We start from the raw sequence: 22,655 nt of genomic DNA on the forward strand, positions 1-22,655 counted from the left end.
TCAGCCCCGTCCTTTCAGGCGCGGATCCAAGATATCGCGCAGGCCGTCCCCCAGCAGATTGAGCCCGAGCGCAGCCAGACTGATCCCGAGGCCCGGAAACAGCATCACCCACCACGCCTCTGTCGCATAGTCTCTCCCTTCCGCGATGATATTGCCCCAACTGGGCGTCGGCGGCTGGACGCCGACGCCCAGGAAGCTGAGCGCGGCTTCCGCCAGAATGGCGTAAGCGAAGACGAAGGTGACATGCACGATCAGCGGACTGATGCTGTTGGGCAGGATATGGCGGACCATGATCCGGATGTTGGACGCGCCGGCAATGCGCGCGGCCTCCACATAGTCGAGTTCCCGCACGACCAGGGCGGAGGCGCGCACGATGCGCACGCCCGCCGGCACATAGGCGACGGTGAGCGCGATGATGACGCTCTCCATACGCGGCCCCAACGCCGCCGTGACGCCCAGCGCCAGCAAGATGGCGGGGAACGACATCAGCGCGTCCATCACGCGCATCAGAATCGCATCGAGCCGGCGAAACTGCGCTGCGAGAATGCCAATGACCGCGCCAAACAGTCCCGACATGGCGGCGACGGCGAGACCGATCCAAAGCGAAACGCGCGCCCCATAGAGAACGCGCGTGAAAATATCGCGGCCGAAATTGTCGGTCCCGAACGGAAAAGCTTCGGAAGGCGGCTTGAAGCGAAACCGTACTTTCATGCTCGACGGATCGACGCCCGTGATGACGGGCGCGAAGATCGCCGCCAGAGTCAGCAGCGCGACAAGAATCAGGCCGACCTGAAAGGAGCGGTGTCCCGCCAGCCGGCGCAGCAGCACAAATCGCCGGCGTGGCGCAAGCGATCCTGAAATCGAACCCGCCGCGATGTCAGTCATATCGCACCCGCGGATCCGCGAATGTGTAAAGCAGGTCGACAGCCAGATTGATTGCGACAAAGGCGAAGCCGTAGATCAGCATCACGCCCTGCACCAGGGGATAATCGCGCGCCAATATGCCTTGCACCACCAAACGGCCGACGCCGGGCAAGGCGAAGACTTGCTCGATCACCACGGACCCCCCGATCGCGGTCGAAAGCAAAATGCCGATCGCCGTAATGATCAGGATCAGGGCGTTGCGGAAGGCATGCTTGCCAACCGTCGTCCATTCGCTCAGGCCCTTGGATCGGGCGGTTCGGATGAAATCCTGGCTCAGCACGTCAAGCATCGCCGAACGGGTCATGCGCGCGAGAAAGCCGATCTGGAAGAGAGACAGCATGACCGCCGGCAGAACCAGCGACCGCAGCCAAAGCCCGGGATCGTGAGAGAATTCCACGTATCCGCTGGTCGGAAACCACCGCAGAATCACGCTGAACAGAATCACCGAAAGAATGGCGATCCAGAACGCCGGGACCGAGACGCCGATAAGGGCGACCGTCATGACGAACGAGTCGATCCAGGTCTGGCGATAATAAGCTGCGATTGCGCCCGCGAAGATCCCGATCGGCAGCGTGATGGCGATCGATAGTCCGGCCAATGACAATGTCACCGGCAGACGCTCGCCCATCGCGGAAAGAACGCTCTGGTTCAGCACCAGCGATGCGCCGAAATTGCCGTGCGCCAGGTGGACGAACCAGATGCCTAATTGCTCGATGAGCGGCCGGTCGAGCCCGAGATTATGGCGGACGGCTTCAATGGCTTCTGGAGAGGCCTGATCGCCGGCGATCACCACGGCCGGATCGCCCGGCAGCAGATTGATCAACAGAAAAGCCAGGATCGACACAATGACGATCACCGGCGCCGCCTGCAGAATCCTAAGCGCGATCAGCCGCGCCATGAGCGCCTCGCTCTTCCGTTGTCGTCGCCGCGGTTCGCAAATCTTTCGGCGAAGATCAGAACTCTAGGAAACCGCTCTTGCCTTCACGCCGAAATCGTCCGTCTATTCCAGGTAAATATCCCAGAGTTGCAGGATGCCGGCATAGTCGGATTGCGCCTTCAGCTTCTTTGCATAACCGCTCAGGCGGCCAGAATCCGCGATCTTGATCATATGCGCGTCGCCCAGCACGATCTGCTGGATCTTCAGCCAGGCCGCGCGCCGCTTTTCGAGATCGGCTCCGGCGAAGAACTCCTTGTAAGCGGCGTCGAGCGCATCGTCGCCTTTGATGCTTGAAAATGCGTAGATCAGCGGCCGCCATGGCGAGGGCCCTAAAATATGTTCGGGGCCGAATAGCGTCGTCGACAGATTCCAGTCGCCGCTTCCCTGCTGCATATGGGCGGCGTTGGTCGTCCAGTCGACGACCTGCACGTCGACGTTCATCCCGGCTTGCTTGAGTTGTTCGGCGACGACCAGCATGGTCGTGCGCATCCACTGGTAATTGCTATTGGTCTCGATGATGATTTTTTCGTTGTTATAACCGGCCTGCTTCAGCAGTTCTTTGGCTTTGTCGGCGCTCTTCACGTCGTACCAAGGCGTCGGCGCGGCATCGCCCAAATAGTAAGGCGTGCCGGGAAACGACATCCAGGGGTTGGGCTTGTTGATGCCGCCCGTCGCATCGATGATCTCGTTAATGTCGATCGCGGCGCCGATGGCCCGGCGGATCAGCACGTTGGCGGTCGGCCCGTGCTGGGAATTGACGATGATGTAGCTGCCGCCGAGGGGAAACACCTCGCGAATGGCCAGCTCCGGGCGTTGTTCGACCTGTGCGCGCAACTCGGTCGGGATGGTCGACGCCAGTTGCACTTCGCCCGTCTGCAGCGCCGCGATGCGCGTCGTCGCCTCTGGAATGAAACGATAAAGCACGGAATCGAGATAGGCGGTCTTTCGGCCGGCATAGCCGTCGCGCCCGGGCGAACTCATATCGGGCGCGTAGCCGTCGAAGCGCTTGATGACGAGATGGCTGTCCTTCACCCATTCGCCCAGCGAGAACGGGCCTGTTCCGATCACGTCAACGCTGCGCGCCGGCTTATCCTTTTGCGACGCTGGCAGGATCATGAAGGGAAAGATCGGCCCCTTCATCGCATCCAGCAGAACGTAATTGGGGACCTTGAGATGGATGATGAGCGTATAGGGATCAGGGGCCTCGTATCGCTCGACATCCGCCAGCGCGCTCGCATTGGGACTGACGCGCTGATAGCGCTCAAGCGACGCCTGGACATCGGCCGAAGTGAGTTCGTCGCCATTGTGGAATTTGACGCCGCGCCGGAGCTCAAACGTATAGGCCTTCGAGTCGGCCGAAGGGGTCGCCTTGGCGGCGAGCATCGGTTTTGTCGCGTTCTGGCCATCGAGCGCAACCAGCCCCTCGAAGACGTTATGAATGACTTCCAGTTCGACCAGACTCGACGAAACATGCGGATCGAGCGTGCCCGGGCCGGAGACGGTTGCGTAAGCCAGGGCGCCGCCCTTCTTGGCTTGCGCGAGCGCCGATCCAGAGTTCATCGGTAGCCACGCCAGCGCGCCGATCGCCAACGCTCCTCGAGAGAAATCCCGTCGTCCTAAAGTGGCCATTTAGGTCCCCTCCGGCTTCAGCGTTTATGACGAGGGCGTTAGCGGCCTATTGCCCACGCCTGGCGTCCATAGAAGTATATCATATATGAATACAAAAATCGTGCCAGCAACTTACGTCGCGCTCATGGCGTCGAAAGCGGCCTTGGTCGCTTCCAACGCAAAGTCGATATCCGCCGTAGTATGCGCCGTTGACAGAAACATATTGTGGCGCGGATGCAGGTAGACGCCGCGCTTCAACGCCTCCAGCGTGAAACGCTCGCCTTTGGCGAAATCCGCGTCGTCGTCGAAGAGAAGCGTCGGCATCTGCGGCGGTCCGCTTTGGCGTATGCCGATTCCGGCGGCCTTAGCCTGCGCCGCGATGCCCTTGCGAAGACGCAACCCCATTTCGCGCATCTGGCGCGGTCCGTCGATGCTTTCAAGCACGTCGAGCGTCGCCACCGCGGCGGCCATCGACACGGCGCTGCACCAGAATGAGCCCGTGACGAATATGCGTGAGGCCGCATCGCGGAACCGGTCATTGCCCGTCACCGCCGCCAGGGCGTAGCCGTTGGCGATCGCCTTGCTCCAGGCGCTGAGGTCCGGCTGCACCCCGACCAGATCCCAGCTTCCGCGCAAGGTGAGCCGAAAGCCGGCGCGGACGTCATCCAGGATTAGCGCCGCGCCCTTGGCGTCGCAGAGTTCGCGCGCGCGTTTTGCGAAGGCCGCGTCCGGCAGTTCCTGATCAAAACCATAGTCATGCCGGAACGCCGAAACGATCACGCCGGCAAGATCGTCGCCCGCGCTTGCGACCGCCGCTTCAAGGCTCGCAATGTCGTTGTAAGTGAACGTCAGCAGATGCGCGCGATCCTCCGCCGTCACGCCGAGCGGATGGGGCGAGCACCAGGGAACCGCGCCGTGATAGGCGCCTCGCGCCGCCAATATCTTGCGGCGCCCGGTCGCGGCGCGCGCCAGGGTCACGCAGGTGGTCGTGGCGTCGGTTCCGTTCTTCGAGAACATCGCCCAGTCGGCGTGCGGGATGAGGTCGACAAGACGCTCGGCCAACTCCACCATACGCTCGGACGGCCCGTTGAGGCAGTCGCCTGCCGCCATTTGGCGCTGCACCGCCTCCGTTACCGCCGGATGTTTGTGGCCCAAGACGATCGGGCCCCAACTGCACATGAAGTCGACATAACGCCGGCCATCGACGTCCCAAAGATGGCATCCTTCGCCGCGTTCGAAAAATTGCGGATAGCCCGCCGGCAACCCCTCGCTGCGCATGTGGCCGAACATGCCGCCGGGAATGACGCGCCGTGCGCGCGCCCGAAGCTTCTGGTCTGGCGTCTCTGTATGGACATTCATCGCGCAGCCCTTTTAGTTTTCCTCAGCTTACAATATATGATATATCCGTCAAGCCTGAGGATTGGGCGACGCGCATGGCCCTCACCCCTGTGTCTCGCGCACCGCCGCCTTGCGCTTCTGTGGAGTGCGAAAGCTCAAATGCATGCCGCCATCGGGCGCATCGACGAGCGCAACTTCGCCGGTTTCCATCTTGCCCATTAGCGCGACAAGGCCAGCGCCGCCTTCGATCATGTCGTCCTGAACCGCCTGGCGGGCGGCCGCGGGGTCGCGACGACGCAGCGCCTCGATCAGGGTGAGATGCTGATGCGCGCCGGGATAGGTCGGGGGCGCGTAGGGATAGAGGAATTTGAGCAACGGACCGTTGCGCAACCAAACGCTCTCCAGAATCGACACGAGATCGCTCATCTGCGAAGCGCGATAGATCAGAAAATGAAAGTGAAAATTGGTCAGCGTCGCGGCCTCGAAATCGCCACTCTTCTCCGCCGCGATCAATTCCCGATGCGTTTGCTCAAGCCGCACGAGATCGCTCGACGTTATCAATGGGGTCGCTTTCTCGGTGGCGAGGCCTTCCAGCAGCAAGCGCACCTCGCGCAGCTCTTTGTAGCGGGACAGCGAGAGATTGGCGACGGTGATCGCCTGGCTGGACCGGATCTCCAGCCCTCCTTCGCGAACGAGCTGCATGATCGCTTCGCGAACCGGGGTCTGGCTGACGCCCATCGCCAAAGCCATCTCGCCGATCCGCAGCCGTTGCCCCGGCCAGAAGCGTCCAGCCATCAAAGCTTCCCGGAGCTGGGTGTAGACGCGCGACGTGAAATTTTCGCGATTGCTGACTTTCAGTCCGCCCAGCATCGATATCTATCCCTGTGCAAGCGCCTCTTCAGGCCCCGAGGCATACACGCCCCCATCCCCGAAGAACAGACGCTGACGCGAGGACGCATCCGTCGCAATCTTCGCCCAATCGTAAAGCATGGGAACCATCTCGCCGGCGGCCCAGGTCGCGTTCTGGTTCATATGCGAGGAATTGCCCGGTTCGCCAGAGGCGCCGTGAAAGACGATCCAGCGGCAATTCTCCCAAGCGCCGACATCGAAGACATAGCGGGACAATGAGCCATATACCGCCCGAGAGCCAATGCTTCCGGCGCACCCCGTGGCGAAAACCGTATCATTGTCGCCGCCGACGGGCGCTGAGACCCGATCGAGCCTGGCCGCTTCGTCAGGAAAGGTACCGGATAGCGGATGAACGAGACGCGGCAAATGCGCGACGCCCCAATCCTCCAGCGGCGTCGCGGCGGCTTGCGCGAGCGCCAATTGCAAGAGCTCTTCCCATGACGCCCCGCCGAGCAGCGAACGATCGTCGTTGCGCAAAAGCCCTGGAACCGCCCACCACAATTGATTCTCGGCGTTCGTGCCCGGGGGCACCTGGGCATAGGGGCTCTCCATCGCGGCGCGTAGGCCGCTGCGGTCGGCGACCAGCTTCGTCAACGCCAGGCGCACGGCATTGTAAGCGGTCGCGCCTTTCGAGGCCGCCGTCATAAGCCCATCCCAATCCAGAATGGCGCGATGCAAAGCCGCAGCGGCCGGTTCGCTCACCGTCACCGCGCGAAGACGCTCGCGCATTTCCTGACCCGGAATCGTCTCGAGATCGCGGTGGATCGCCGCCATGTCGTCGACCGAAGCGGACGCCTGCGCCGCCAGGCGCCGCCAAATGCGCCGTGCGCGGTGGGGCGGCATCGCATCGGTGCAGAGATAATCGTCGCCCTCGGCGGCGACGCGGTTGTTCGCGGTGACGATTGCGCCGCCAGGCGGATTGATGGCGGTCGGCATGCGGCTCCAATCAATAATTCCGTCCCATTCGTGCTCTCCAGTCCAGCCGGGGACTGGCAGCCATCCGTTCGAACGGGGCCGCCGCGGCACCTTGGCGCGGACGCGATAGCCGATCTTGCCGGCCGAGTCCCCTGTGACGAGATTATGGTCGATCAAACCCCATTCGCGCGTCGCCTCGTAGAGCGTTTCGACCGTCTTCGCCCGCAACATCGGAATCAGGCAATCGAAGGACCGGTCGGTCTCCGCAAACTGCATCGAACGGAGCGCCAGCGCCGAGCCCTTGCTCGGATCGCCGGCGATGATCGGGCCATGCCGCGTCTCCACAACCTCGACCCCGACATCGGTTTCGCCTTTGACGGCGATGTGTTCGCGACGCCGTTGAACCGGCTCCCATTGACCCTTGAACAGGCACGTCTGCGCATCGTCGGAAAAGCGCTCGACATAGAGGTCGTGAATATCCACGAAAGCGTGGGTGACGCACCAGGCGACTGACCCGTTATGGGCGAAATGGGGGAAACCTGGCACGCCGGGAACGGTCAGGCCGATCGCATCGAATTCGTCGCAGGCCAGATGGATCTGCGCGTACATATTGGGCATTTCCAACACGCGATGCGGGTCGCCGGCGAGCAGCGGACGCCCCGTCGCGGTGCGGTCGGGGCTTAACGCCCAGTTGTTGCTGCCGCCGCCGGTGACATCGGGGGCCGCGATATCGAGCAAGGCTTCAATTCCCGGACGCAGATCTTCGAGCGCCGCGCGATAGGGCCCTGTCTCAAGGCCTGGAGGTAGGCACAGAAGTTCGTTTCCCCCGTCTTCGAAGCGCAGCTTGGCGATTCCCTCCGCCCCGACGATTGGCAAAGAGGAGGCGCGCCACAGCTTCCACCAGACCGAACCCATCAGAAATCCGATTTGCCTCATCACCGCGATCGAGTGCCAGGGAAGCCACGCGATCGGCTCGACGTTGAGCAACCGATATTCGACGGGACGATAGCCGGTTGCGATGAAGCCGTTGACGCCGCGCGCGTAGGATTCCAGCATCGCGCGGGCTTCCGCTCCCAGAGCGGCGAAATCTCGTTGCGAGGCGCCGGCGGTGTTCACCTGCCGCGCCAGGATATCGCCGCTAACCGCCACTTTGCCGACCCATTCGGCATAATGTCCGGTGCCCCGGCGAAGCAACGCCTCCATCTGCCAAAGCCTGTCCCGCGCATGGACAAAGCCGAGCGCCGCGAAGGCGTCCGATCGGGAGCGCGCTTTGATGTGCGGGATGCCCCAGGCGTCGCGCCATATATCGGCGCCCGGCGATTCGCCCGTTTCGTTGCGAAAATTGGGCGTTGCGGACGCTGCCTTTGCAGTCATGAAAGTCGTTCCTTGCCAAGCGCGGTTTTCGTTCAAGAATAGATGTTTGTTCAGAGAGGCGTGCTGTCCAGAAAGCGCCTGAGAACATTGCCCGTCACCTGACTGACGTTGTTCCGATAGCCTGCATGCGAAAGAGCGCAGACCCAGGCGATGGAGCCAGTCGAAAAGACAGCGCCGCCGTTGGCCGTAGGGAAGAAAGCGAGGTCAGCCCTCACTTGCGCATTTTGGTCGCCCATGATGCCGCGATGCAGCGTGCGCAGTTCTTCAGGGGTCGGCGTTCCGCCGTAACCGAGGCGGTCGGCCGTCGCCAGCCATACCAGGCCGGGCGGCGAGCCCAGCGTTGGTTCGACGCGATCGATTTCGATGCCAGCCGCGCCATTGCCGCGCAGGCCGAAATCGCCCAGCGGCGCGTCGAGATCGACGCCCTCTGTCAGCCACGCTACAGAGGGGTCGCGAGCGCCGTCGAGCCAGCGGTAGAAAGAGGATTCTGTGAATACCTGTCCATCGAAACCGACGCCGAGCAGGCGCTGAGGCGGGCGTCCGTTGCTCCGCCACGTACAGGACGGTTCTCCGGTAAAAGCAAGCGCGGTTTCTCCCGCTTCTCCCTCCCAGGTGCGCAATCCGCTCATGCCGCGTCGCATCTCGATCGTATGCGGCAGCGTCGGATGATAGGCGATGCGCCAATAGAATCCATTGCCGCCAAGATACATGTGGCGACCGCCGCCTTGCTGATAAGCGTCGAAAGCGTCCCATATTTCCCGACTGATATATTCGGGATGCGAGCCTGTGATGACGCAGGCGTAGGGCGCCAGCGTCTGGACGCCATGGCGATGGATATCGTCGTCGGTAATGATATCGTAGGACTGCCCCAATTCCTCGAGCCAATCGAGCAAATGCGTGTCGTTTCCATAGTTGAAAACATTGCCGCGCGGCCGCGTATTAAGGATGGGGCGACGGGCCGTGCTGATGCTCCAGCCGCTTCCGTCGTTGTGGGTGTCGTAGGTGGAGAGGCCGAGCTCGCGATGCTCCTGGAGGTAGAGATCGTCGTGCGATAGCGTGAGCAGCCCCTCCAGCATGGCTTCGGCATGCACCTGGTCAAGACGAAGCGCGCTATTGGCGTAAGCTAGGAAAGTGCCCGTGCTAGCGACGAAGGCGAGCCGCGACTGAGGCTTGCCGAGTTCCGCGCGCACAAAGAACGCGACAAAGCTTTCCACCGGGTCGGCGTTCCCCTGCCTGGCTCGCAACCGCAGCGCATAGAAGCCGCTGCGCCAAGCGCTTGGCGTCGTCAGATGAAGCGTGGGGGCCCAACCAGCGTCCGCCATGTCGTCGCTATGGAAATGGATGGCTCCATATTGCGATGGCGCTTCGGTCCAGCGTTCGCTGCTTCCATTCCAATTGACCCCCGTCATCGCGCGCGTCGGCATCTGGCGCAACACGCCGTGCAGTCGATGCGCCGAGAGATCGCGCACCTGATCGGTCGGGATATCCTGAGAGAAGTCCCAGGCGGCGATCAGAAGAGGATCGGCGGCAGCGGGCGTGGCGGCTTCGCAAAGGCGATGCAGCCCATCGATCGATAGCGCGGCGGCGTAGACGCGCGGGCGATCGATCTTTCCGTCGTAGAAGGCTTCGCAAAGGGCCGCGTCGCCAGCGTCTTTGGCGCGGGCGGCGATGACGAGCGGAGTATCCATGGGCCAGGAAAGCGATGTCGGCCCTTCGCCCTCGACGACAACGCTGCGGTCGCGTCCGGCTTGTGGGTCGAGGCTGCGGACCATCACGCTGATGCGTCCGGTAGCGGGATCGTAGGCGCCGCCGGCCAGCACCCATTCCCGGGTCAATAGAGGAAGCCGCGACGCGACGCGCCAGGACTGGCCCTTGGCGGCCAGCACAAACTCAAGACAACCATCGGCGTCGAGGCCAAGCCGCCAGCCGGCCTTGATATCTTCCCGCCAGCGCGACAGGATCGTCTGCGGACGGGCGCCGGGCAAGGTCGGCCAGAGAAAAGCGCCGACGGTGAACGCGCCAAGCTTCGCCAGCGTCGGCGAATCTGGAATGATGGCGCAAGAACCGGGATAAATGGGCTGATTGGCGAGGGCGACCGGTCCGTTGATCGCGCAGTCGAGTTCCGTCAGCTTCAGACCCGGTCCGTTCGGATCCGGGTCTGCGCATCGCACGCGCACCAGCGTCGCCTCGGCGCCGTCTAGCGTTTTGCTCGACAGGTGGAAAGCGATCGGCTCGCCGGGCGAGACGATCAGCGGCCATGCATAGCCCAGAACGGCCGTTGTATCGGTCATGCCATTGGTTCCTTGAACGATGGGGGCAGGGAGGTCCCGGTCAGCGCCTCCCAACGCCGCTTGAATACTTCCCACTCCGCTTCGGCGATGGAGGTGAAGACCTGGTTGGACAGAATCTCGATCGGCTTGCCGCGCATCCGCGGCAAGCGGCCAAGCGCCCATCGTCGTCCGGGCTCCTTCACGACGAGCACGTAGCGGCCGCTCGCCTCGGAATCGCCGGACCAGCGCATGCGATGCAGGAGCTTTTGCAGCTCATCCCCATGGGGGCCGCGTGGCTTACGGCGGAATTCCTCGACGAGATCGAGGCGGCTCGCATCGATCGGCCAATGAGCGGCCGCCGTATAATTGACCAACATGGTCGGCTACCGCGTCAGCCAGGACACCCAGCGCTCGCGCATCTTGGCGCGCTCGCTGGCGATCCACGCATAGTCGGCGATGATCAGCTTCTCGTAATTTTCGGGATAGCTTGGCCGATAGCGCCGCTCTTCGGGAGGCGCTTGCGCGCTCGCTTCCTTATTGTTCGAATCGAAGCTGACCTCGGTGCTGAACGGCAGGTGCTCGGTGGGGTTCTGCACGAAGAAGTCCAGGAATTTTAACGCGTTCTGCATATTCGGGCTGCCCTTGAGCACGGCCCAATTGCCCGTGTCGCGTATGGACCCGTTCCAGGTGAAATCGAAGTCGCCGCTCTTGGTCAGCGGCACGGCGCGACTGGAATAAAGCATGCTCATGACGGCGTCGCCGCCGCGCAGCACCTGCATCGAATTGTCGCCGCTCTTCCACCACACCGCGACCTGCGGCTTGATGGCGTCGAGCTTCTTGTAGGCGCGGTCGAGATCCATCGGAAACAGCTTGTCGCGCGGCACGCCATCGGCGATCAGCGCCGCCAGTGGGACCCACCATTCGCGGTCGCCCGTGTCCGGCAGGGAGCGCGGCCCGGGGAATTTGGCGGTGTCGAAGAAATCCGCCCAGGATTGAGGGCCGCCGTTGGGGAAGGCTTTCTTGCTCCAGGTCAGCACCATGCCGCCCACCGTGCGGATCAACCCTTTCGGGCCGCAACTGTTGGGCAAGGCATGGGCGACGATCCCCGGCATATTGGCGCAGTCGAGCGTCTCAAGAATGTCCGCTTGCTGGATAAGATCCGGAGGCGTGGCCGTCACAACGTCGAACGGCACGTTGCCGGTACGCTCGCCGGCGATGGCGCGCGCCCATTGGTCCGGGATTTCAATCGCGACGGCGCGGATACGGATGCCGGTCTCAGCTTCGAAGCGCTTGTAAAAATGCGTCTGCAAGCTGTTGGTCATCAGGCCGCCCGTGGTGGCGACAATGACCTCGCCTGGGTCGGCTCGGGCGCTTCGAAGCGCGGGAAAAGCGGCAACAGCTCCCGCTGCTGCGATCAGGCTACGGCGTGTCATCCTCATGGGTGCTCTCCTCCTGTTCGATGGCGCAAAACTAACTTCGGCTCATGCCGCGCCTCAAGAAATGCCCTGCCGTCAGCGCGAGCAAGGTCAATCCCGTGAGCATGGTCGCCACGGCGGCGAGGGTCGGCGAAATATTGTAATCGATATCCTCGAACATCTTGCGCGGCAGCGACTTGTGATCGAGATCAGAAATGAAGAACGAGATGACTGGCTCATCGAAGGAGATGATGAAGGCGAAGAGCGCCGCCGACACGACGCCGGGTGCAATCAGGGGCAATGTCACGTGAAAGAAAGCCCGTAGCGGTCCCGCTCCGCAGGATAGAGCGGCGCGTTCAAGATCGGCGTCGAAGCGATAAAGGGACGCCAGCAACGTGAATATGACGAAGGGCAGGGCGAGCGCCGTATGCGCGACGACAAAGCCGACGGTCGTTCCCGTCAGGCGCAGCCGGTCGAAGACGAGGAACATCGCGATGGCGAGCGCGATATTGGGCACGATCACCGGCCCGACAACGAGAAGTTCGAACAAGGACTTGCCCGGCAAGCGGCCGCGCACCAAAGCAAGGGAGACGAGCGTGCCGACGACGGTCGCGACGATCATCGTCAGCACGGCGATCCTCAAGCTGAACAGCGTCGAGTCGACCCATTCCGGATCTGCGAAGAATTCAGCGTACCAGTGCAACGTGAAGCCGTTGGGCGGGAAGTGCAAATAACGATCCGGACCAAAGGACATCGGAATGATAAGAATTGTGGGCAGCAGCAGGAAGACGGTCACGGCATAAGCCACGGCGCTGACGGTCATGATTCCGGAAGATGTGCGGCGCCGCCTCATACCTGTCCCACGAAGCGATCGAGCCTGATGAGGCGGTTGAAGATCAAGACGAGGCAGAGAACAAAAGCAAGAAGCACGCCGATGATGGCGCCCGAGAAGGGCCAATCGAGCAACTCAGTCACCTGTTGCTGCACCAAAGTCGCCAGCATCATTTGCTGGGGGCCGCCGACGAGCGCCGGCGTCACAAAAAAACCGAGCGCAAGGAGGAACACCATAAGGCATCCCGACGCGACGCCGGGAAGCGTCAGCGGCAAGACCACATGGCGGAAGGCGGCGAAGCCGCCCGCTCCCAGAACCTGGGCTGCTCGCATATAATCGTCAGGGATGCCGCGCAACGCGGCGTAAAGCGGCAGAACCATGAAGGGCAGGAGGACATGGCTCATCGCCAGAACCACCGCGCCTTCCGTGTAGAGGAACTGCACGGGGGCGTCGACCAGGCCGAGCGCGGTGAGGATCTGATTGACCACGCCATTGCGCTGCAACAGCACGAGCCACGCATAGGTGCGCACCAGCACCGAAGTCCAAAGCGGCAAAAGAACGGCGATCAGCAGAAGCCCGAGCAATAGACCGCGGCTGCGCGCGATCAGCCAAGCGAGCGGATAACCAAGCAGTAGCGCCGCGATCGTCACCAGAGCGGAAATGCGCAACGTGCGCAGCATGACGCGCAGATAGACCTCTTGGTCGAAGACCCTCGCGTAATTGTCGAGATTGAATTTGGGAACGGAGAGGCTCTCGTGCAGCAGGGTAAAAAGCGGCAGAAGAAAAGCGAGAATCATCACCAGGATGAACGGCGTCGCCAACAGCAGGCTCGCCGCGGGACTGTAGGTGCGGCCGCCGAGCGTGAAGCTTGTGGGCCGCTTTGTCATGATGTGGGATAAGCCCGCGCATCCTGCGGGCGCCATGTGAGGGATAGGTCCGCGCCAGGCCGCGGTTCCGCTGTTTCATCGCCCGCCGAGAGCCTCGCGCGCAGAATCGGCCCCTTCGTGCGCAGCATCAATGTCGTGACGCTGCCCGCATAGATCGCTTCCTCCACCGTTCCGCCGACCCCGCCCGCCGCCGCCGGTCCGAGCCGGACGCGTTCCGGGCGGACGGCGAGGCGGACTTGGGTTCCCTTGCGAAGCGGGGTCGCCGCGCAGGCCTGGGCGATTTCGCCGCCTTCAAGCTGGACCGCGAGTTGTTCGTTGGCTGCGGCGTCGCTTGTCGCGATTCCGGGCCAGAAATTGCTCTCGCCGATGAAGCCCGCGACGAATTCGGTCGCCGGCGCCTCATAGAGATCTTTCGGGGCGCCGATCTGCTGGAGCGCGCCGAGGTTCAAGACCGCGACCCGATCGGCCATCGTCAGAGCTTCGGTCTGGTCATGCGTGACGAAAATGACCGTGACGCCAAGTTTGCGCTGAAGATGCTTGATCTCGATCTGCATTTCTTCGCGCAGGTTTTTATCGAGCGCAGAGAGGGGCTCGTCCATCAGCAGGACCTGCGGATTGTAGACGATGGCGCGCGCGAGCGCGACGCGTTGCTGCTGTCCTCCCGACAATTGCGCTGGCCGGCGGTCCCCGTAGCCATCGAGACGGACCGTCTGAAGAGCCGCGCGCGCGCGCTTCTCGCGCTCGGCTCGCCCGACTTTGCGCATTCTTAGGGGAAAAGCGATGTTGTCGAGGACGCTCATGTGCGGAAATAGCGTGTAGCGCTGGAACACCATGCCAAGGTCACGCTTGTCAGGCGACATCCAGGTCACGTCGCGGCCGCTAATCTCGATGCGTCCGGAATCGGGAAAGTCGAATCCGGCGATGTTCATCAAGATTGTCGTCTTGCCGGAGCCCGACGGACCCAAAAGCGCCAGAAATTCACCGCCGCGGACATCAAGGCTGACGCCATTGACCGCCACGACATCGGCATAGCGTTTGACCAGGTCGCGCACCGCCACCTGACCCGCGGATCCGACGGCAATCGATGAATTTCGTCGCTCGTGCAAATACTTGCTCATCGAGAGTGTCAATTCGTAATATATAATATATCTTACTCTCTCCGCTCCGCAACCAAAAAGACGCTGGGCCTGATCGCAGCCCTTTTGGCGCCGGATGAGGCGATGCGATGACAGAGAGGTTCTCCTTATGGCGAAGAGCAAAACTCGATCGACTGGACCGGTCGCCATCGTCACGGGCGGAACGCACGGCATTGGGCGCGCGAGCGTCGAATTACTATCAGAGTCAGGTTGGCAAGTCGTGTTTCAGGGGCGCAGCGAGCGGGCGGGTCTCGAGCTTGAAGCAAGCCGCGCGGGCTTGAGCTATGTGCCGGGCGACCTTACGGAAGAAAAAATCATCCAGCGTCTGGTGGCCCGCGCCGAAGAGCTTGGCGAGGGACGTATTGCTGGCCTTGTGAACAACGCCGGCGTCGGCGTTCGCAAGCGCTTCGAGGATTGTGAAGCGTCGGATTGGGATAAGCTGTTCGCGATCAACGCCCGCAGCGCGTTTCTGGTGACGCGCGCGGCGTTGAAGGGCCTCAGAGCGGCGCGCGGCTCTGTTGTGTTTATCTCCTCGGTGGCGGGCCGCGGCGGCGAGGATGGGCTGTCGGTCTACTGCGCCACGAAGGCGGCATTGATCGGGCTGGCCAAAGCGCTCGCCATTGAACTTGGAGAGGAGGTCCGCTTCAATGTTCTGTGTCCGGGCCAGATCGCCACGCGCATGATGGCGCGCGTGGTCGAGGCGCCCGATCTCCTCGCCGCGGTCTCCAGCCGCATTCCGATGCGGCGCCTCGGAGAGGCGGGCGAGGTCGCCTCCGCAATCTCATTTCTTCTGTCTCCCGCGTCGTCCTTCATCAACGGCGTCGTCTTCGCCGTCGATGGCGGCGAGACGGCCGGCATCATGGGTGTCGCCGCGCCGAGCCCTCAACCGCGCAAGCGACGAAGCAAGGCGTCAGTGGGAAACTGACGTTGTTGACGCTATAAATATATCATATATTATCTTAGCGATTGATCGACTGACACAGGTGTGCGGATGACCCGGGTTGATTCAGCACTGAATTTGACGCGGGACGCCGATCTGCGTCGGCGCGCGACGAAAGTCATTCCTGGCGGCATGTGGGGGCATATGAATGTCGCCCGTCTCCCGCCGGGCTATCCCCAATATTTCAGCCAAGCGCGCGACTGTCGGGTCTGGGACGTCGATGGCAATGAATATGTCGACATGATGTGTTCCTTTGGCCCGATCATTCTCGGCCATGCCGATCCGGATGCGGAAAACGCCGCCGCCCAGCAGCGCAGCCGCGGCGATACGATGACAGGGCCGGCCGAATGCCAGGTCGAGCTTGCAGAGCTTCTCGTCGATACGCTCCCTCATGCCGACTGGGCCTTGTTCGCCAAGAACGGGACCGATGCGACGACATCCTGCGTCACCATCGCGCGGGCGACGACGCAGCGCCGCAAAATTCTTGTGGCGAAGGGCTCCTATCATGGGGCTGTTCCTTGGTGCTCGCCTTCCCTCGCAGGCGTCACGGCCGAAGACCGCGCCCATATCCTGACCTTCGAATACAACGACGTCGAAAGTCTCGATCGCGCCGCGCGCGAAGCAGGATCCGATCTCGCGGCGGTGCTCGTTACGGCGTTCCGCCACGACGCAAGGCGCGATCAGGAAATGCCGAGCGCCGCTTTCGCCCTCGCGGCGCGCAGGGTCTGCGACAACGCGGAGGCGGCGTTGATCCTCGACGACGTCAGGGCTGGTTTCCGCATCGATATGAGAGGAAGCTGGGAGCCATTGGGCGTCCGGCCCGATCTCTCGGCTTGGAGCAAGGCCATCGCTAATGGCTATCCGCTCGCGGCCATTACAGGAAATGATCGTTTCCGAGAGGCGGCGCAGCAGGTCTATCTCACCGGTTCGTTCTGGTGCGAAGCATCGCCTATGGCCGCCGCCATTGCGACGATCAACAAGCTCAAGGCGACAAACGCCATCGCGGTGATGGAGGCGTCGGGCAGGCGGCTTCGCGAAGGCCTGGCGGAGCAAGCGCGCCGCCATGGGCTGTCGCTGAAACAGACAGGTCCGGTGCAGATGCCGCAAATTCTGTTCGAAGACGACCGGGATTTCGCGCTCGGCAATCAATTCGTCCTAGAGACGCTCCGGCGCGGCGCCTACATGCATCCCTGGCATAATATGTTCTTGTCAACGGCGCATGGCTTTAAAGAGATCGACCGGGTTCTCGAAGCGACGGACGGCGCCCTGAAGGTCGTTGCGCGATCGATGGGGCGATAGCGGTCCAGGAATATGACGAACGGCTGGCGTTTTGGCCCACAAGCCGTCGGAACGGGAGGAAGGGTCTTTCTGTGCATGGCGAATTGATCAAGGAGCGTCAGCCGGCGTCGCATATTCATGACCCTGACGAGTTGCACGCGATCGCCCAGGAGCTTCGTCGACAGGTGATCCGGATGATCGCCCCGACAGGGCAGGGTTATGTCCAGCAAGGCCTCGGCGCCGCCGATCTTTTCGCTGCGCTTTATTTTTCCGAATTGCGGCTTGATCCTGCCGATCCGACATGGCCTGACCGCGATCGTTTTCTGCTATCGACAGCGCATAATACCGCGATCTTCTACGCGACGCTTGCGGCGCGCGGCTGTATCCCGGACGCGCTCCTTGCGACCTATACGCAGGATGGTTCGCCGCTTGAAATCAACGCCTCCGAAAGGCTTGGGCCTGCGATCGAGGCGACCTGCGGCTCGCTCGGTCAGGGCTTGTCGGTCGGCGTCGGGATGGCGCTTTCCGCGCAGCGTCGTGGACGCGGTTATCGCGTCTACGTCATGCTTGGCGACGGCGAGATGCAGGAGGGTCAGGTTTGGGAAGCGGCTATGGCGGCTGGCAGCCATCGCCTTTCGAATCTTTGCCTCATCCTTGATTACAACAAGATGCAGGTCGGAGGGCATATCGACGCCGTCGTCGATATGAATCCGATCGCTGAAAAATGGGCGAGCTTCGGCTTTCGTGTCGATGCGGTCGACGGCAACGATTTGGAAGCGATCTTGGCGGCGCTGGAACGGGCGCGCCGCCATGAGAAGGGCCCAACCTGCATCATTGCTGAAACGCTCGTCGGCAAGGGAGCGCCTTCGCTGGAAGGCGTGCTTGGCCATACGATGCGGCTGCCGCCCGAACTTGCGCAACGCGCGCTCGCTGAATTGTCGGGAGAACAATTATGACCGCGACGGCGAGCAGCGAAAGCGCCAAGGTCGAGGATTTCATCGCCTGCGGCGCGGCCGACGCCATTCCGCGCTTTTATGGCGATGCGCTCGTCGAAGCTGCGCGGCGCGATCCGCGCATCGTGTGCCTGTGCGCCGACCTCCGCGGCTCGACCGAAACGGATCTTTTCGCCCGCGAACTGCCCGATCGTTTCGTCGACGCCGGCATTGCCGAGGCCAATATGATCGGAATGGCGGCGGGCATGGCGCGTTGCGGCGACATTCCTTTTGTCCATTCCTTTTGCGTGTTTGTGACGCGCCGATGCTACGATCAGGTCGCCGTCCAGGTCGCCTATCCCGCGTTGCCCGTAAAGATCGTGGGCTTCCTTCCCGGCCTGACGACGATGCTTGGCGTTTCGCATCAAGCGATCGACGACATCGCATTGATGCGGGCCCTCCCGAATATGACGATCATCGAGCCCTCGGGTTCTGAGCAACTGGGCGCGGCGGTCGAGGCGGCTCTCACGGTCGATGGGCCCGTCTATCTCCGGATGAAGCGCCCGGACACAGCGATCCCCGGTCTCCTGCCGCGCAGCCTGACGCCAGGCAAAGGAGAAATCTTGCGGCTAGGGCGCGATGGCGTGATCATCGCCTGCGGCGTGATGGTCGCGGCCGCTATGGAGGCGTCGCGCCGCCTTGCCGCAAATGGCATTGACGCCGGCGTCGTGAACATGCCGACCATCAAACCGTTGGATGAGACCCTGGTCGTCGAATCCGCGCGCCGCACAGGACTGATTGTCGTCGCCGAGAATCACTCGATCATCGGCGGCCTCGGATCGGCGATCGCCGAGACGCTGCTGGAAGCGGGCGTTTCTACTGGTTTTGCACGCGTCGGCATCCAAGATCGATTCGCCGAAGGAGGGTCGACGCCCTATCTTCACGCGAAGTTTGGCCTCACAGCCGACGCCATCGTGGAAGCCTATGAACGCGCCGCCGGCAGGCGGAAGGCGATGCTTGCGTCTTCGTCCGCGGCGTGAGGAGGACGGCGTGCGCAACATGATCCGGACACGCGTCAAGCCAACTTCTCCCCGCGGGGCGCGCTGATGGCCCTGCTGTTTGGCGTTATCGCCGATGATCTGACGGGAGGGCTTGAGGTTGCGGCTATGCTGCGCGCCCAAGGCATAGGCTGCGATTTCGTCAGCGATCCGTCGCTGGTGAAATCGTCTGCGCAAACAGAGGCGATCGTCGTCGCGTTACGCACACGCGTTGCGCCCAGGCGCGAGGCGGTCGAAAGTTTCAGAAGCGCCGCGCAGCATTTGATCGACTGCGGCGCCCGGCAGATATTTTTCAAATATTGCGCAACCTTCGACTCGACTGATGAAGGCAATATCGGTCCTTGCGCCGATGTCTTGCGTGAACTCACTCATGCTCGCCAGACCCTGTTCTGCCCGTCCTACCCTGAGGTCGGCCGGCGCGTGTTTCAGGGTCATCTCTTCGCGGACGATCAGCTTATCTCTGAATCGCCTAGGCGTTACGATCCTCTCACCCCCATGACCGATCCCAACCTGGTGAGGGTTCTGCAACGGCAGACGAAGACGCGGGTCGGCCTGCTGCCGCAGCAGGTCGTGCGCGCGGGACTCTTGGCGATGAACGTCTGGAGCGCGGACATGCTGTCGCAGGAGAAGCCCTTCGCGATCGCCGACGCGGCGACGCCGGAAGATCTTGAGGCGATCGCCGAACTGACGGTCGACTGGCCGTTGATGACCGGGAACTCGTCGATCTCGGCCTATTATCCAAAGTTCTGGCGCAAGCAGGGCTTGAGCGACGCCAGCGGCGCGATCGGGTCGACGCTGCCTCCCGTAACTGGTGGAGGCGTCGTATTGTCTGGGAGCTGCGCGGAAAGGTCGCTCAGGCAGCTCGAGATATTCGGCTTACATCGGCCGGTGCGGATTATCGATCTCCAGGGCGCCGCCAATCGCGATGCCGCGCAGGACGCCGTCGATTGGGCCATTCCGCTTCTCGGCGAGGGACCCGTGGCGATCGGCACCTCCGCTCCCGCTGATGTCGTCCGGAATGTTCAGTCGCAGATGGGACAGCGCGAGGCGGCGAACATGGCTGAAACAATCCTCGGGCGCATCGCTGTAAAGCTTCGCGAGGTGGGGGTGACGCGCTTCCTGATCGCTGGCGGCGAGACGTCGGGAGCCGTGTTGGAGCATTTGAACATTCGTCGCCTGCGCGTCGGCGCCTATAAAGCGCCTGGCATCGCCCAGGCCTTATCCGAAGGCTCCCCCACAATGGCCTTCTGTCTGAAATCCGGGAAGCTCGGACCAGAGAACATGTTCTTACCTATGCTGGAAAGCATGGCGCGCGGCGAGAATTAGAATCTGCTCAGACATCGACAGAACGCGCTGTCGATTCGCCTTTTTTCGTTGCGGGACCGCCAATGTCAGAAAACTTCTCCGATGAAGGCTCTTTGCGCCTGGAGCTATGCGCAACCTATCGCGAACTCGAAAGGCTCGGCCTTAGCAGCGGCAGCGCCGGCAATGTGAGCGCGCGTTGGGGAGAGGGCATGTTGATCAGTCCAGCCGGCGCTACCGGGGCAAATATCACCCCGGAATGTTTCGTTCGAACGGCGCTCGACGGCGCGGTTTCCGGCGCCGGCAGACCGTCGAGCGAATGGGCGATGCATGCTGATATCTATCGCCGTAAAGCGGCCGCCTGGGCCGTCATTCATGCTCACCCCGACGCCTGCGTCGCTCTGTCATGCCAGCGCCGCGCCATTCCAGCCTTCCATTACATGATCGCCTCATATGGCGGAAACGACGTTCCCTGCTCGGAATATGCGCCGTTCGGCTCGCTTGAACTCGCAATTGTCGCCACCGACGCCCTCAAAGATCGGACCGCCTGCCTTTTGGCCAATCACGGGATGATCTGCCACGCCAAAAATCTCAGCGACGCGTTGGCGAACGCCTTGAAGCTCGAAGTTCTCGCTAGGCAATATATCTTGTCGCTGCAGATCGGCCCTCCCGTTATCCTGACCAGCGAGGAAATGGCCGTTGTCCGCGAGCGCTACAAGTCGTACGGCCGGTGAGACACGGGGCGTAGTGAAGTTTCCACTAACCGTGCGTTTCAGACCGTACTGTCCTCGTCATCCCATATTCATGGAGAGGAAATCGGGATAGAGAAGTTCGAAGGCGCTGTCCGCTTCGGAATCTCCAGTTTCTTTGGCGACGATCGCGCGTGAACTGATGATCAAGTGGTCGCGCATGGCCACGGCGGCGGCGGATGGATCCTGGGCGGCGATCGCGTCATAGATGCGTTTGTGGTCCTCTGAGATTTCCGCCATTCCACGCGTGAAGCCGCCGGAAGTGCCGTTGGCGATCATCTGCTGGTCGAACAGATTATCCAGGATGCCCGCAAGCCGGCGGCTGCCGGAAATCAGCGCGATGGATCGATGAAAGCGGGCGTCCGGCTCCAGATGCGCGCGGACGTTTGGGGAGTTGGTTCGATAGGCGCTTTCTACTTCCTCGAGGGCGTGGCGCAACCTCTTGATATCGGCCGGCGTCGCTCGCTTTGCAGCCTTATAGGCCGAAGGCACTTCAAGGAGGACGCGAAGGCTGAATATCTCCTCGAGATCATGCACGGTCGTCTCTAATATTCGAGCCCCGCGATTGCGCTCGAAACTGACCATGCCTTGCTCTTCGAGCTTCAATAAAGCTTCGCGCACGGGCGTTCTTGAAATTTTCAGCTTTTCGGCAATCTCCTGCACGGAGTGGAGGCTTCCAGGAGCCAATTCTCCCAAAATGATCGCATTGCGAACGATCCCGAATACTTTGGTCGCCAGGCTCTGATGGCGTATCTGCGAATGATCCATGAACACCTGCGTCATCTTGCGCCGTTCAGGCGCGGCGCTTCACTCTTGGAAGGCTATTGCACGAAACGTGCCTTGCTTCTTTATCGATGATGGGCAGCCCTGATCGCCCCGGCCTGCACAGCAGCAAGGCAGGATGAACTGCTCAAAGAACGCGCATCGAATGTCAAATTTGTTGCACAAAGCGGCATTGACTCGCCGGTAGAGTGTGACATGCTACTCTCATCGGATGGCGTTTGATAGGCATAAAATGCGTGTGGCGGTCGCTCAGTTAGGTGCAACAAAGGGCGACGCCCGTCGCAATGCGAATGCGGCGTGCAACATGATTGAGAGGGCTGCGGCCGAAGGGTGCGCACTGGTGGTGCTTCCCGAATGCTGCCTCACGGGTTACGTCTTTGCGGACCGTATCGCGTTGGAGGCGGCGGCGCTGGATATGGACAGCGCGGAAGTCGCGTCCGTAATCGACGCCTGTAAAATGGGGGCCATCCACGCGGTGGTCGGCCTGTTAGAGAAGGTGGGCGGCGCGGTCTACAACACCGCGCTTCTCATAGGTCCGGATGGAATCATCGGGCGCCACCGCAAGCAGCATCTGCCTTTCCTGGGAGGCGATCGTTTCGTCGACCATCCCGATGGAATCGACCCGTCGGTGTTTTCGACCGCGATCGGCGCGATCGGGATCGCCATTTGTTATGAAATCCGATTTCCGGAGATCATCCGGACGCTCGTACTGAGCGGCGCCGAAATCGTCGCACTGCCCACGAACTGGCCGAACGCCTCACACATTCTCGCTGATCATTTCACGCCTGTGAGAGCCGCGGAGAATTTCGTTTATTTCCTTGCCGCCAACCGGAACGATTCAGAGGAAGGCACGGAATTCATGGGGGCCAGCCAAATCGTTGATCCGCTCGGCGCCGTCCTGACGCACGCTGGCAAGGAGACGGGCCTGTTTGCGGCGGACATCGATCTTGCCCGCTCGCGCAACAAGACGATCGTCTTTCAATCGGGCGAGTTTGAGATATCGCCCTTCAAGGACAGAAAGCCGGATGCCTATCGGCTTTGAACCGATGGCCAACACTGAGGAATTCA

General features: G+C 62.0%; 20 protein-coding genes. 7 read left to right on the forward strand and 13 right to left on the reverse strand.

Annotated elements, in window-relative coordinates:
* The 12 genes from GSQ90_RS09515 to GSQ90_RS09570 form a co-directional block, all read right to left on the reverse strand.
* Entirely contained in the window at nt 1-885 is an 885-nt protein-coding gene (locus GSQ90_RS09515; RefSeq protein WP_158814599.1) for an ABC transporter permease, read from the reverse strand.
* Nucleotides 878-1,822, reverse strand: a complete 945-nt coding sequence (locus tag GSQ90_RS09520) for an ABC transporter permease (RefSeq protein WP_158814600.1) — start codon at nt 1,820-1,822, stop codon at nt 878-880. Before GSQ90_RS09520 ends, GSQ90_RS09515 begins: the two co-directional genes overlap by 8 nt.
* Before the next feature lie 102 nt (nt 1,823-1,924).
* Nucleotides 1,925-3,490 (reverse strand): ABC transporter substrate-binding protein, encoded by a 1,566-nt coding sequence (locus GSQ90_RS09525; RefSeq protein WP_158814601.1) that lies wholly within the window; start codon nt 3,488-3,490, stop codon nt 1,925-1,927.
* Nucleotides 3,491-3,601: 111 nt separating this feature from the next.
* Complete coding sequence (locus GSQ90_RS09530) at nt 3,602-4,828, reverse strand: aspartate aminotransferase family protein (RefSeq protein ID WP_158814602.1); 1,227 nt, start codon at nt 4,826-4,828, stop codon at nt 3,602-3,604.
* Between the two features lie 81 nt (nt 4,829-4,909).
* On the reverse strand, nt 4,910-5,677 hold the full coding sequence (locus GSQ90_RS09535; RefSeq protein ID WP_158814603.1) for a GntR family transcriptional regulator: 768 nt from the start codon (nt 5,675-5,677) through the stop codon (nt 4,910-4,912).
* Nucleotides 5,678-5,683: 6 nt separating this feature from the next.
* Nucleotides 5,684-8,005: a penicillin acylase family protein gene (locus GSQ90_RS09540; protein ID WP_158814604.1), complete on the reverse strand. Its 2,322-nt coding sequence runs from the start codon at nt 8,003-8,005 to the stop codon at nt 5,684-5,686.
* 50 nt (nt 8,006-8,055) lie between these two features.
* The gene (locus tag GSQ90_RS09545) at nt 8,056-10,296 is read right to left on the reverse strand and encodes a N,N-dimethylformamidase beta subunit family domain-containing protein (protein ID WP_158814605.1); all 2,241 of its coding nucleotides are present in this window, start codon (nt 10,294-10,296) and stop codon (nt 8,056-8,058) included.
* Complete coding sequence (locus GSQ90_RS09550) at nt 10,293-10,652, reverse strand: hypothetical protein (RefSeq protein WP_158814606.1); 360 nt, start codon at nt 10,650-10,652, stop codon at nt 10,293-10,295. Before GSQ90_RS09550 ends, GSQ90_RS09545 begins: the two co-directional genes overlap by 4 nt.
* A gap of 6 nt (nt 10,653-10,658) precedes the next feature.
* Nucleotides 10,659-11,714 (reverse strand): extracellular solute-binding protein, encoded by a 1,056-nt coding sequence (locus GSQ90_RS09555; RefSeq protein WP_158814607.1) that lies wholly within the window; start codon nt 11,712-11,714, stop codon nt 10,659-10,661.
* A gap of 31 nt (nt 11,715-11,745) precedes the next feature.
* A complete protein-coding gene (locus tag GSQ90_RS09560) occupies nt 11,746-12,513 on the reverse strand; it encodes an ABC transporter permease (RefSeq protein WP_158814608.1) in 768 nt (255 codons plus the stop codon).
* 26 nt (nt 12,514-12,539) lie between these two features.
* Nucleotides 12,540-13,409, reverse strand: coding sequence for an ABC transporter permease (locus GSQ90_RS09565; RefSeq protein ID WP_158814609.1), 870 nt, complete (start codon nt 13,407-13,409; stop codon nt 12,540-12,542).
* A complete protein-coding gene (locus GSQ90_RS09570) occupies nt 13,406-14,527 on the reverse strand; it encodes an ABC transporter ATP-binding protein (RefSeq protein WP_158814610.1) in 1,122 nt (373 codons plus the stop codon). The genes GSQ90_RS09565 and GSQ90_RS09570 overlap by 4 nt, the downstream gene beginning before the upstream one ends.
* A gap of 127 nt (nt 14,528-14,654) precedes the next feature.
* Between GSQ90_RS09570 and GSQ90_RS09575 the strand changes: the two genes are divergently transcribed.
* The 6 genes from GSQ90_RS09575 (at nt 14,655) to GSQ90_RS09600 (ending at nt 20,789) form a co-directional block, all read left to right on the forward strand.
* Complete coding sequence (locus tag GSQ90_RS09575; protein ID WP_158814611.1) at nt 14,655-15,470, forward strand: SDR family NAD(P)-dependent oxidoreductase; 816 nt, start codon at nt 14,655-14,657, stop codon at nt 15,468-15,470.
* A 66-nt stretch (nt 15,471-15,536) separates the two neighbouring features.
* Nucleotides 15,537-16,784: an aminotransferase class III-fold pyridoxal phosphate-dependent enzyme gene (locus GSQ90_RS09580; protein ID WP_158814612.1), complete on the forward strand. Its 1,248-nt coding sequence runs from the start codon at nt 15,537-15,539 to the stop codon at nt 16,782-16,784.
* A 71-nt stretch (nt 16,785-16,855) separates the two neighbouring features.
* Nucleotides 16,856-17,719: a transketolase gene (locus GSQ90_RS09585; protein ID WP_210254870.1), complete on the forward strand. Its 864-nt coding sequence runs from the start codon at nt 16,856-16,858 to the stop codon at nt 17,717-17,719.
* A complete protein-coding gene (locus GSQ90_RS09590; RefSeq protein ID WP_158814613.1) occupies nt 17,716-18,735 on the forward strand; it encodes a transketolase family protein in 1,020 nt (339 codons plus the stop codon). Before GSQ90_RS09585 ends, GSQ90_RS09590 begins: the two co-directional genes overlap by 4 nt.
* A 66-nt stretch (nt 18,736-18,801) precedes the next feature.
* Nucleotides 18,802-20,079 (forward strand): 3-oxo-tetronate kinase, encoded by a 1,278-nt coding sequence (gene otnK, locus GSQ90_RS09595; protein ID WP_158814614.1) that lies wholly within the window; start codon nt 18,802-18,804, stop codon nt 20,077-20,079.
* A 62-nt stretch (nt 20,080-20,141) separates the two neighbouring features.
* Nucleotides 20,142-20,789: a class II aldolase/adducin family protein gene (locus GSQ90_RS09600; protein ID WP_158814615.1), complete on the forward strand. Its 648-nt coding sequence runs from the start codon at nt 20,142-20,144 to the stop codon at nt 20,787-20,789.
* 57 nt (nt 20,790-20,846) lie between these two features.
* Here GSQ90_RS09600 and GSQ90_RS09605 read toward each other — a convergent pair whose 3' ends face one another.
* Nucleotides 20,847-21,587, reverse strand: coding sequence for a GntR family transcriptional regulator (locus GSQ90_RS09605; RefSeq protein ID WP_158814616.1), 741 nt, complete (start codon nt 21,585-21,587; stop codon nt 20,847-20,849).
* A 232-nt stretch (nt 21,588-21,819) separates the two neighbouring features.
* Between GSQ90_RS09605 and GSQ90_RS09610 the strand changes: the two genes are divergently transcribed.
* Entirely contained in the window at nt 21,820-22,629 is an 810-nt protein-coding gene (locus tag GSQ90_RS09610; RefSeq protein WP_158814617.1) for a carbon-nitrogen hydrolase family protein, read from the forward strand.
* Nucleotides 22,630-22,655 lie beyond the last annotated feature (26 nt).

Source organism: Methylocapsa sp. S129, assembly GCF_009765995.1.
Classification (GTDB): domain Bacteria; phylum Pseudomonadota; class Alphaproteobacteria; order Rhizobiales; family Beijerinckiaceae; genus Roseiarcus.

What these genes read in the sequence shown, in the direction of transcription:
- GSQ90_RS09530 (WP_158814602.1), bottom strand. Translation starts at nt 4,828, where the DNA reads ATGAATGTCCATACAGAGACGCCAGACCAGAAGCTTCGGGCGCGCGCA.
- GSQ90_RS09570 (WP_158814610.1), bottom strand. Translation starts at nt 14,527, where the DNA reads ATGAGCAAGTATTTGCACGAGCGACGAAATTCATCGATTGCCGTCGGA.
- GSQ90_RS09520 (WP_158814600.1), bottom strand. Translation starts at nt 1,822, where the DNA reads ATGGCGCGGCTGATCGCGCTTAGGATTCTGCAGGCGGCGCCGGTGATC.
- GSQ90_RS09580 (WP_158814612.1), top strand. Translation starts at nt 15,537, where the DNA reads ATGACCCGGGTTGATTCAGCACTGAATTTGACGCGGGACGCCGATCTG.
- GSQ90_RS09535 (WP_158814603.1), bottom strand. Translation starts at nt 5,677, where the DNA reads ATGCTGGGCGGACTGAAAGTCAGCAATCGCGAAAATTTCACGTCGCGC.
- GSQ90_RS09545 (WP_158814605.1), bottom strand. Translation starts at nt 10,296, where the DNA reads ATGACCGATACAACGGCCGTTCTGGGCTATGCATGGCCGCTGATCGTC.
- otnK (WP_158814614.1), top strand. Translation starts at nt 18,802, where the DNA reads ATGGCCCTGCTGTTTGGCGTTATCGCCGATGATCTGACGGGAGGGCTT.
- GSQ90_RS09515 (WP_158814599.1), bottom strand. Translation starts at nt 885, where the DNA reads ATGACTGACATCGCGGCGGGTTCGATTTCAGGATCGCTTGCGCCACGC.
- GSQ90_RS09575 (WP_158814611.1), top strand. Translation starts at nt 14,655, where the DNA reads ATGGCGAAGAGCAAAACTCGATCGACTGGACCGGTCGCCATCGTCACG.
- GSQ90_RS09550 (WP_158814606.1), bottom strand. Translation starts at nt 10,652, where the DNA reads ATGTTGGTCAATTATACGGCGGCCGCTCATTGGCCGATCGATGCGAGC.
- GSQ90_RS09600 (WP_158814615.1), top strand. Translation starts at nt 20,142, where the DNA reads ATGTCAGAAAACTTCTCCGATGAAGGCTCTTTGCGCCTGGAGCTATGC.
- GSQ90_RS09610 (WP_158814617.1), top strand. Translation starts at nt 21,820, where the DNA reads ATGCGTGTGGCGGTCGCTCAGTTAGGTGCAACAAAGGGCGACGCCCGT.
- GSQ90_RS09605 (WP_158814616.1), bottom strand. Translation starts at nt 21,587, where the DNA reads ATGACGCAGGTGTTCATGGATCATTCGCAGATACGCCATCAGAGCCTG.
- GSQ90_RS09555 (WP_158814607.1), bottom strand. Translation starts at nt 11,714, where the DNA reads ATGAGGATGACACGCCGTAGCCTGATCGCAGCAGCGGGAGCTGTTGCC.
- GSQ90_RS09560 (WP_158814608.1), bottom strand. Translation starts at nt 12,513, where the DNA reads ATGACCGTCAGCGCCGTGGCTTATGCCGTGACCGTCTTCCTGCTGCTG.
- GSQ90_RS09540 (WP_158814604.1), bottom strand. Translation starts at nt 8,005, where the DNA reads ATGACTGCAAAGGCAGCGTCCGCAACGCCCAATTTTCGCAACGAAACG.
- GSQ90_RS09590 (WP_158814613.1), top strand. Translation starts at nt 17,716, where the DNA reads ATGACCGCGACGGCGAGCAGCGAAAGCGCCAAGGTCGAGGATTTCATC.
- GSQ90_RS09525 (WP_158814601.1), bottom strand. Translation starts at nt 3,490, where the DNA reads ATGGCCACTTTAGGACGACGGGATTTCTCTCGAGGAGCGTTGGCGATC.
- GSQ90_RS09565 (WP_158814609.1), bottom strand. Translation starts at nt 13,409, where the DNA reads ATGACAAAGCGGCCCACAAGCTTCACGCTCGGCGGCCGCACCTACAGT.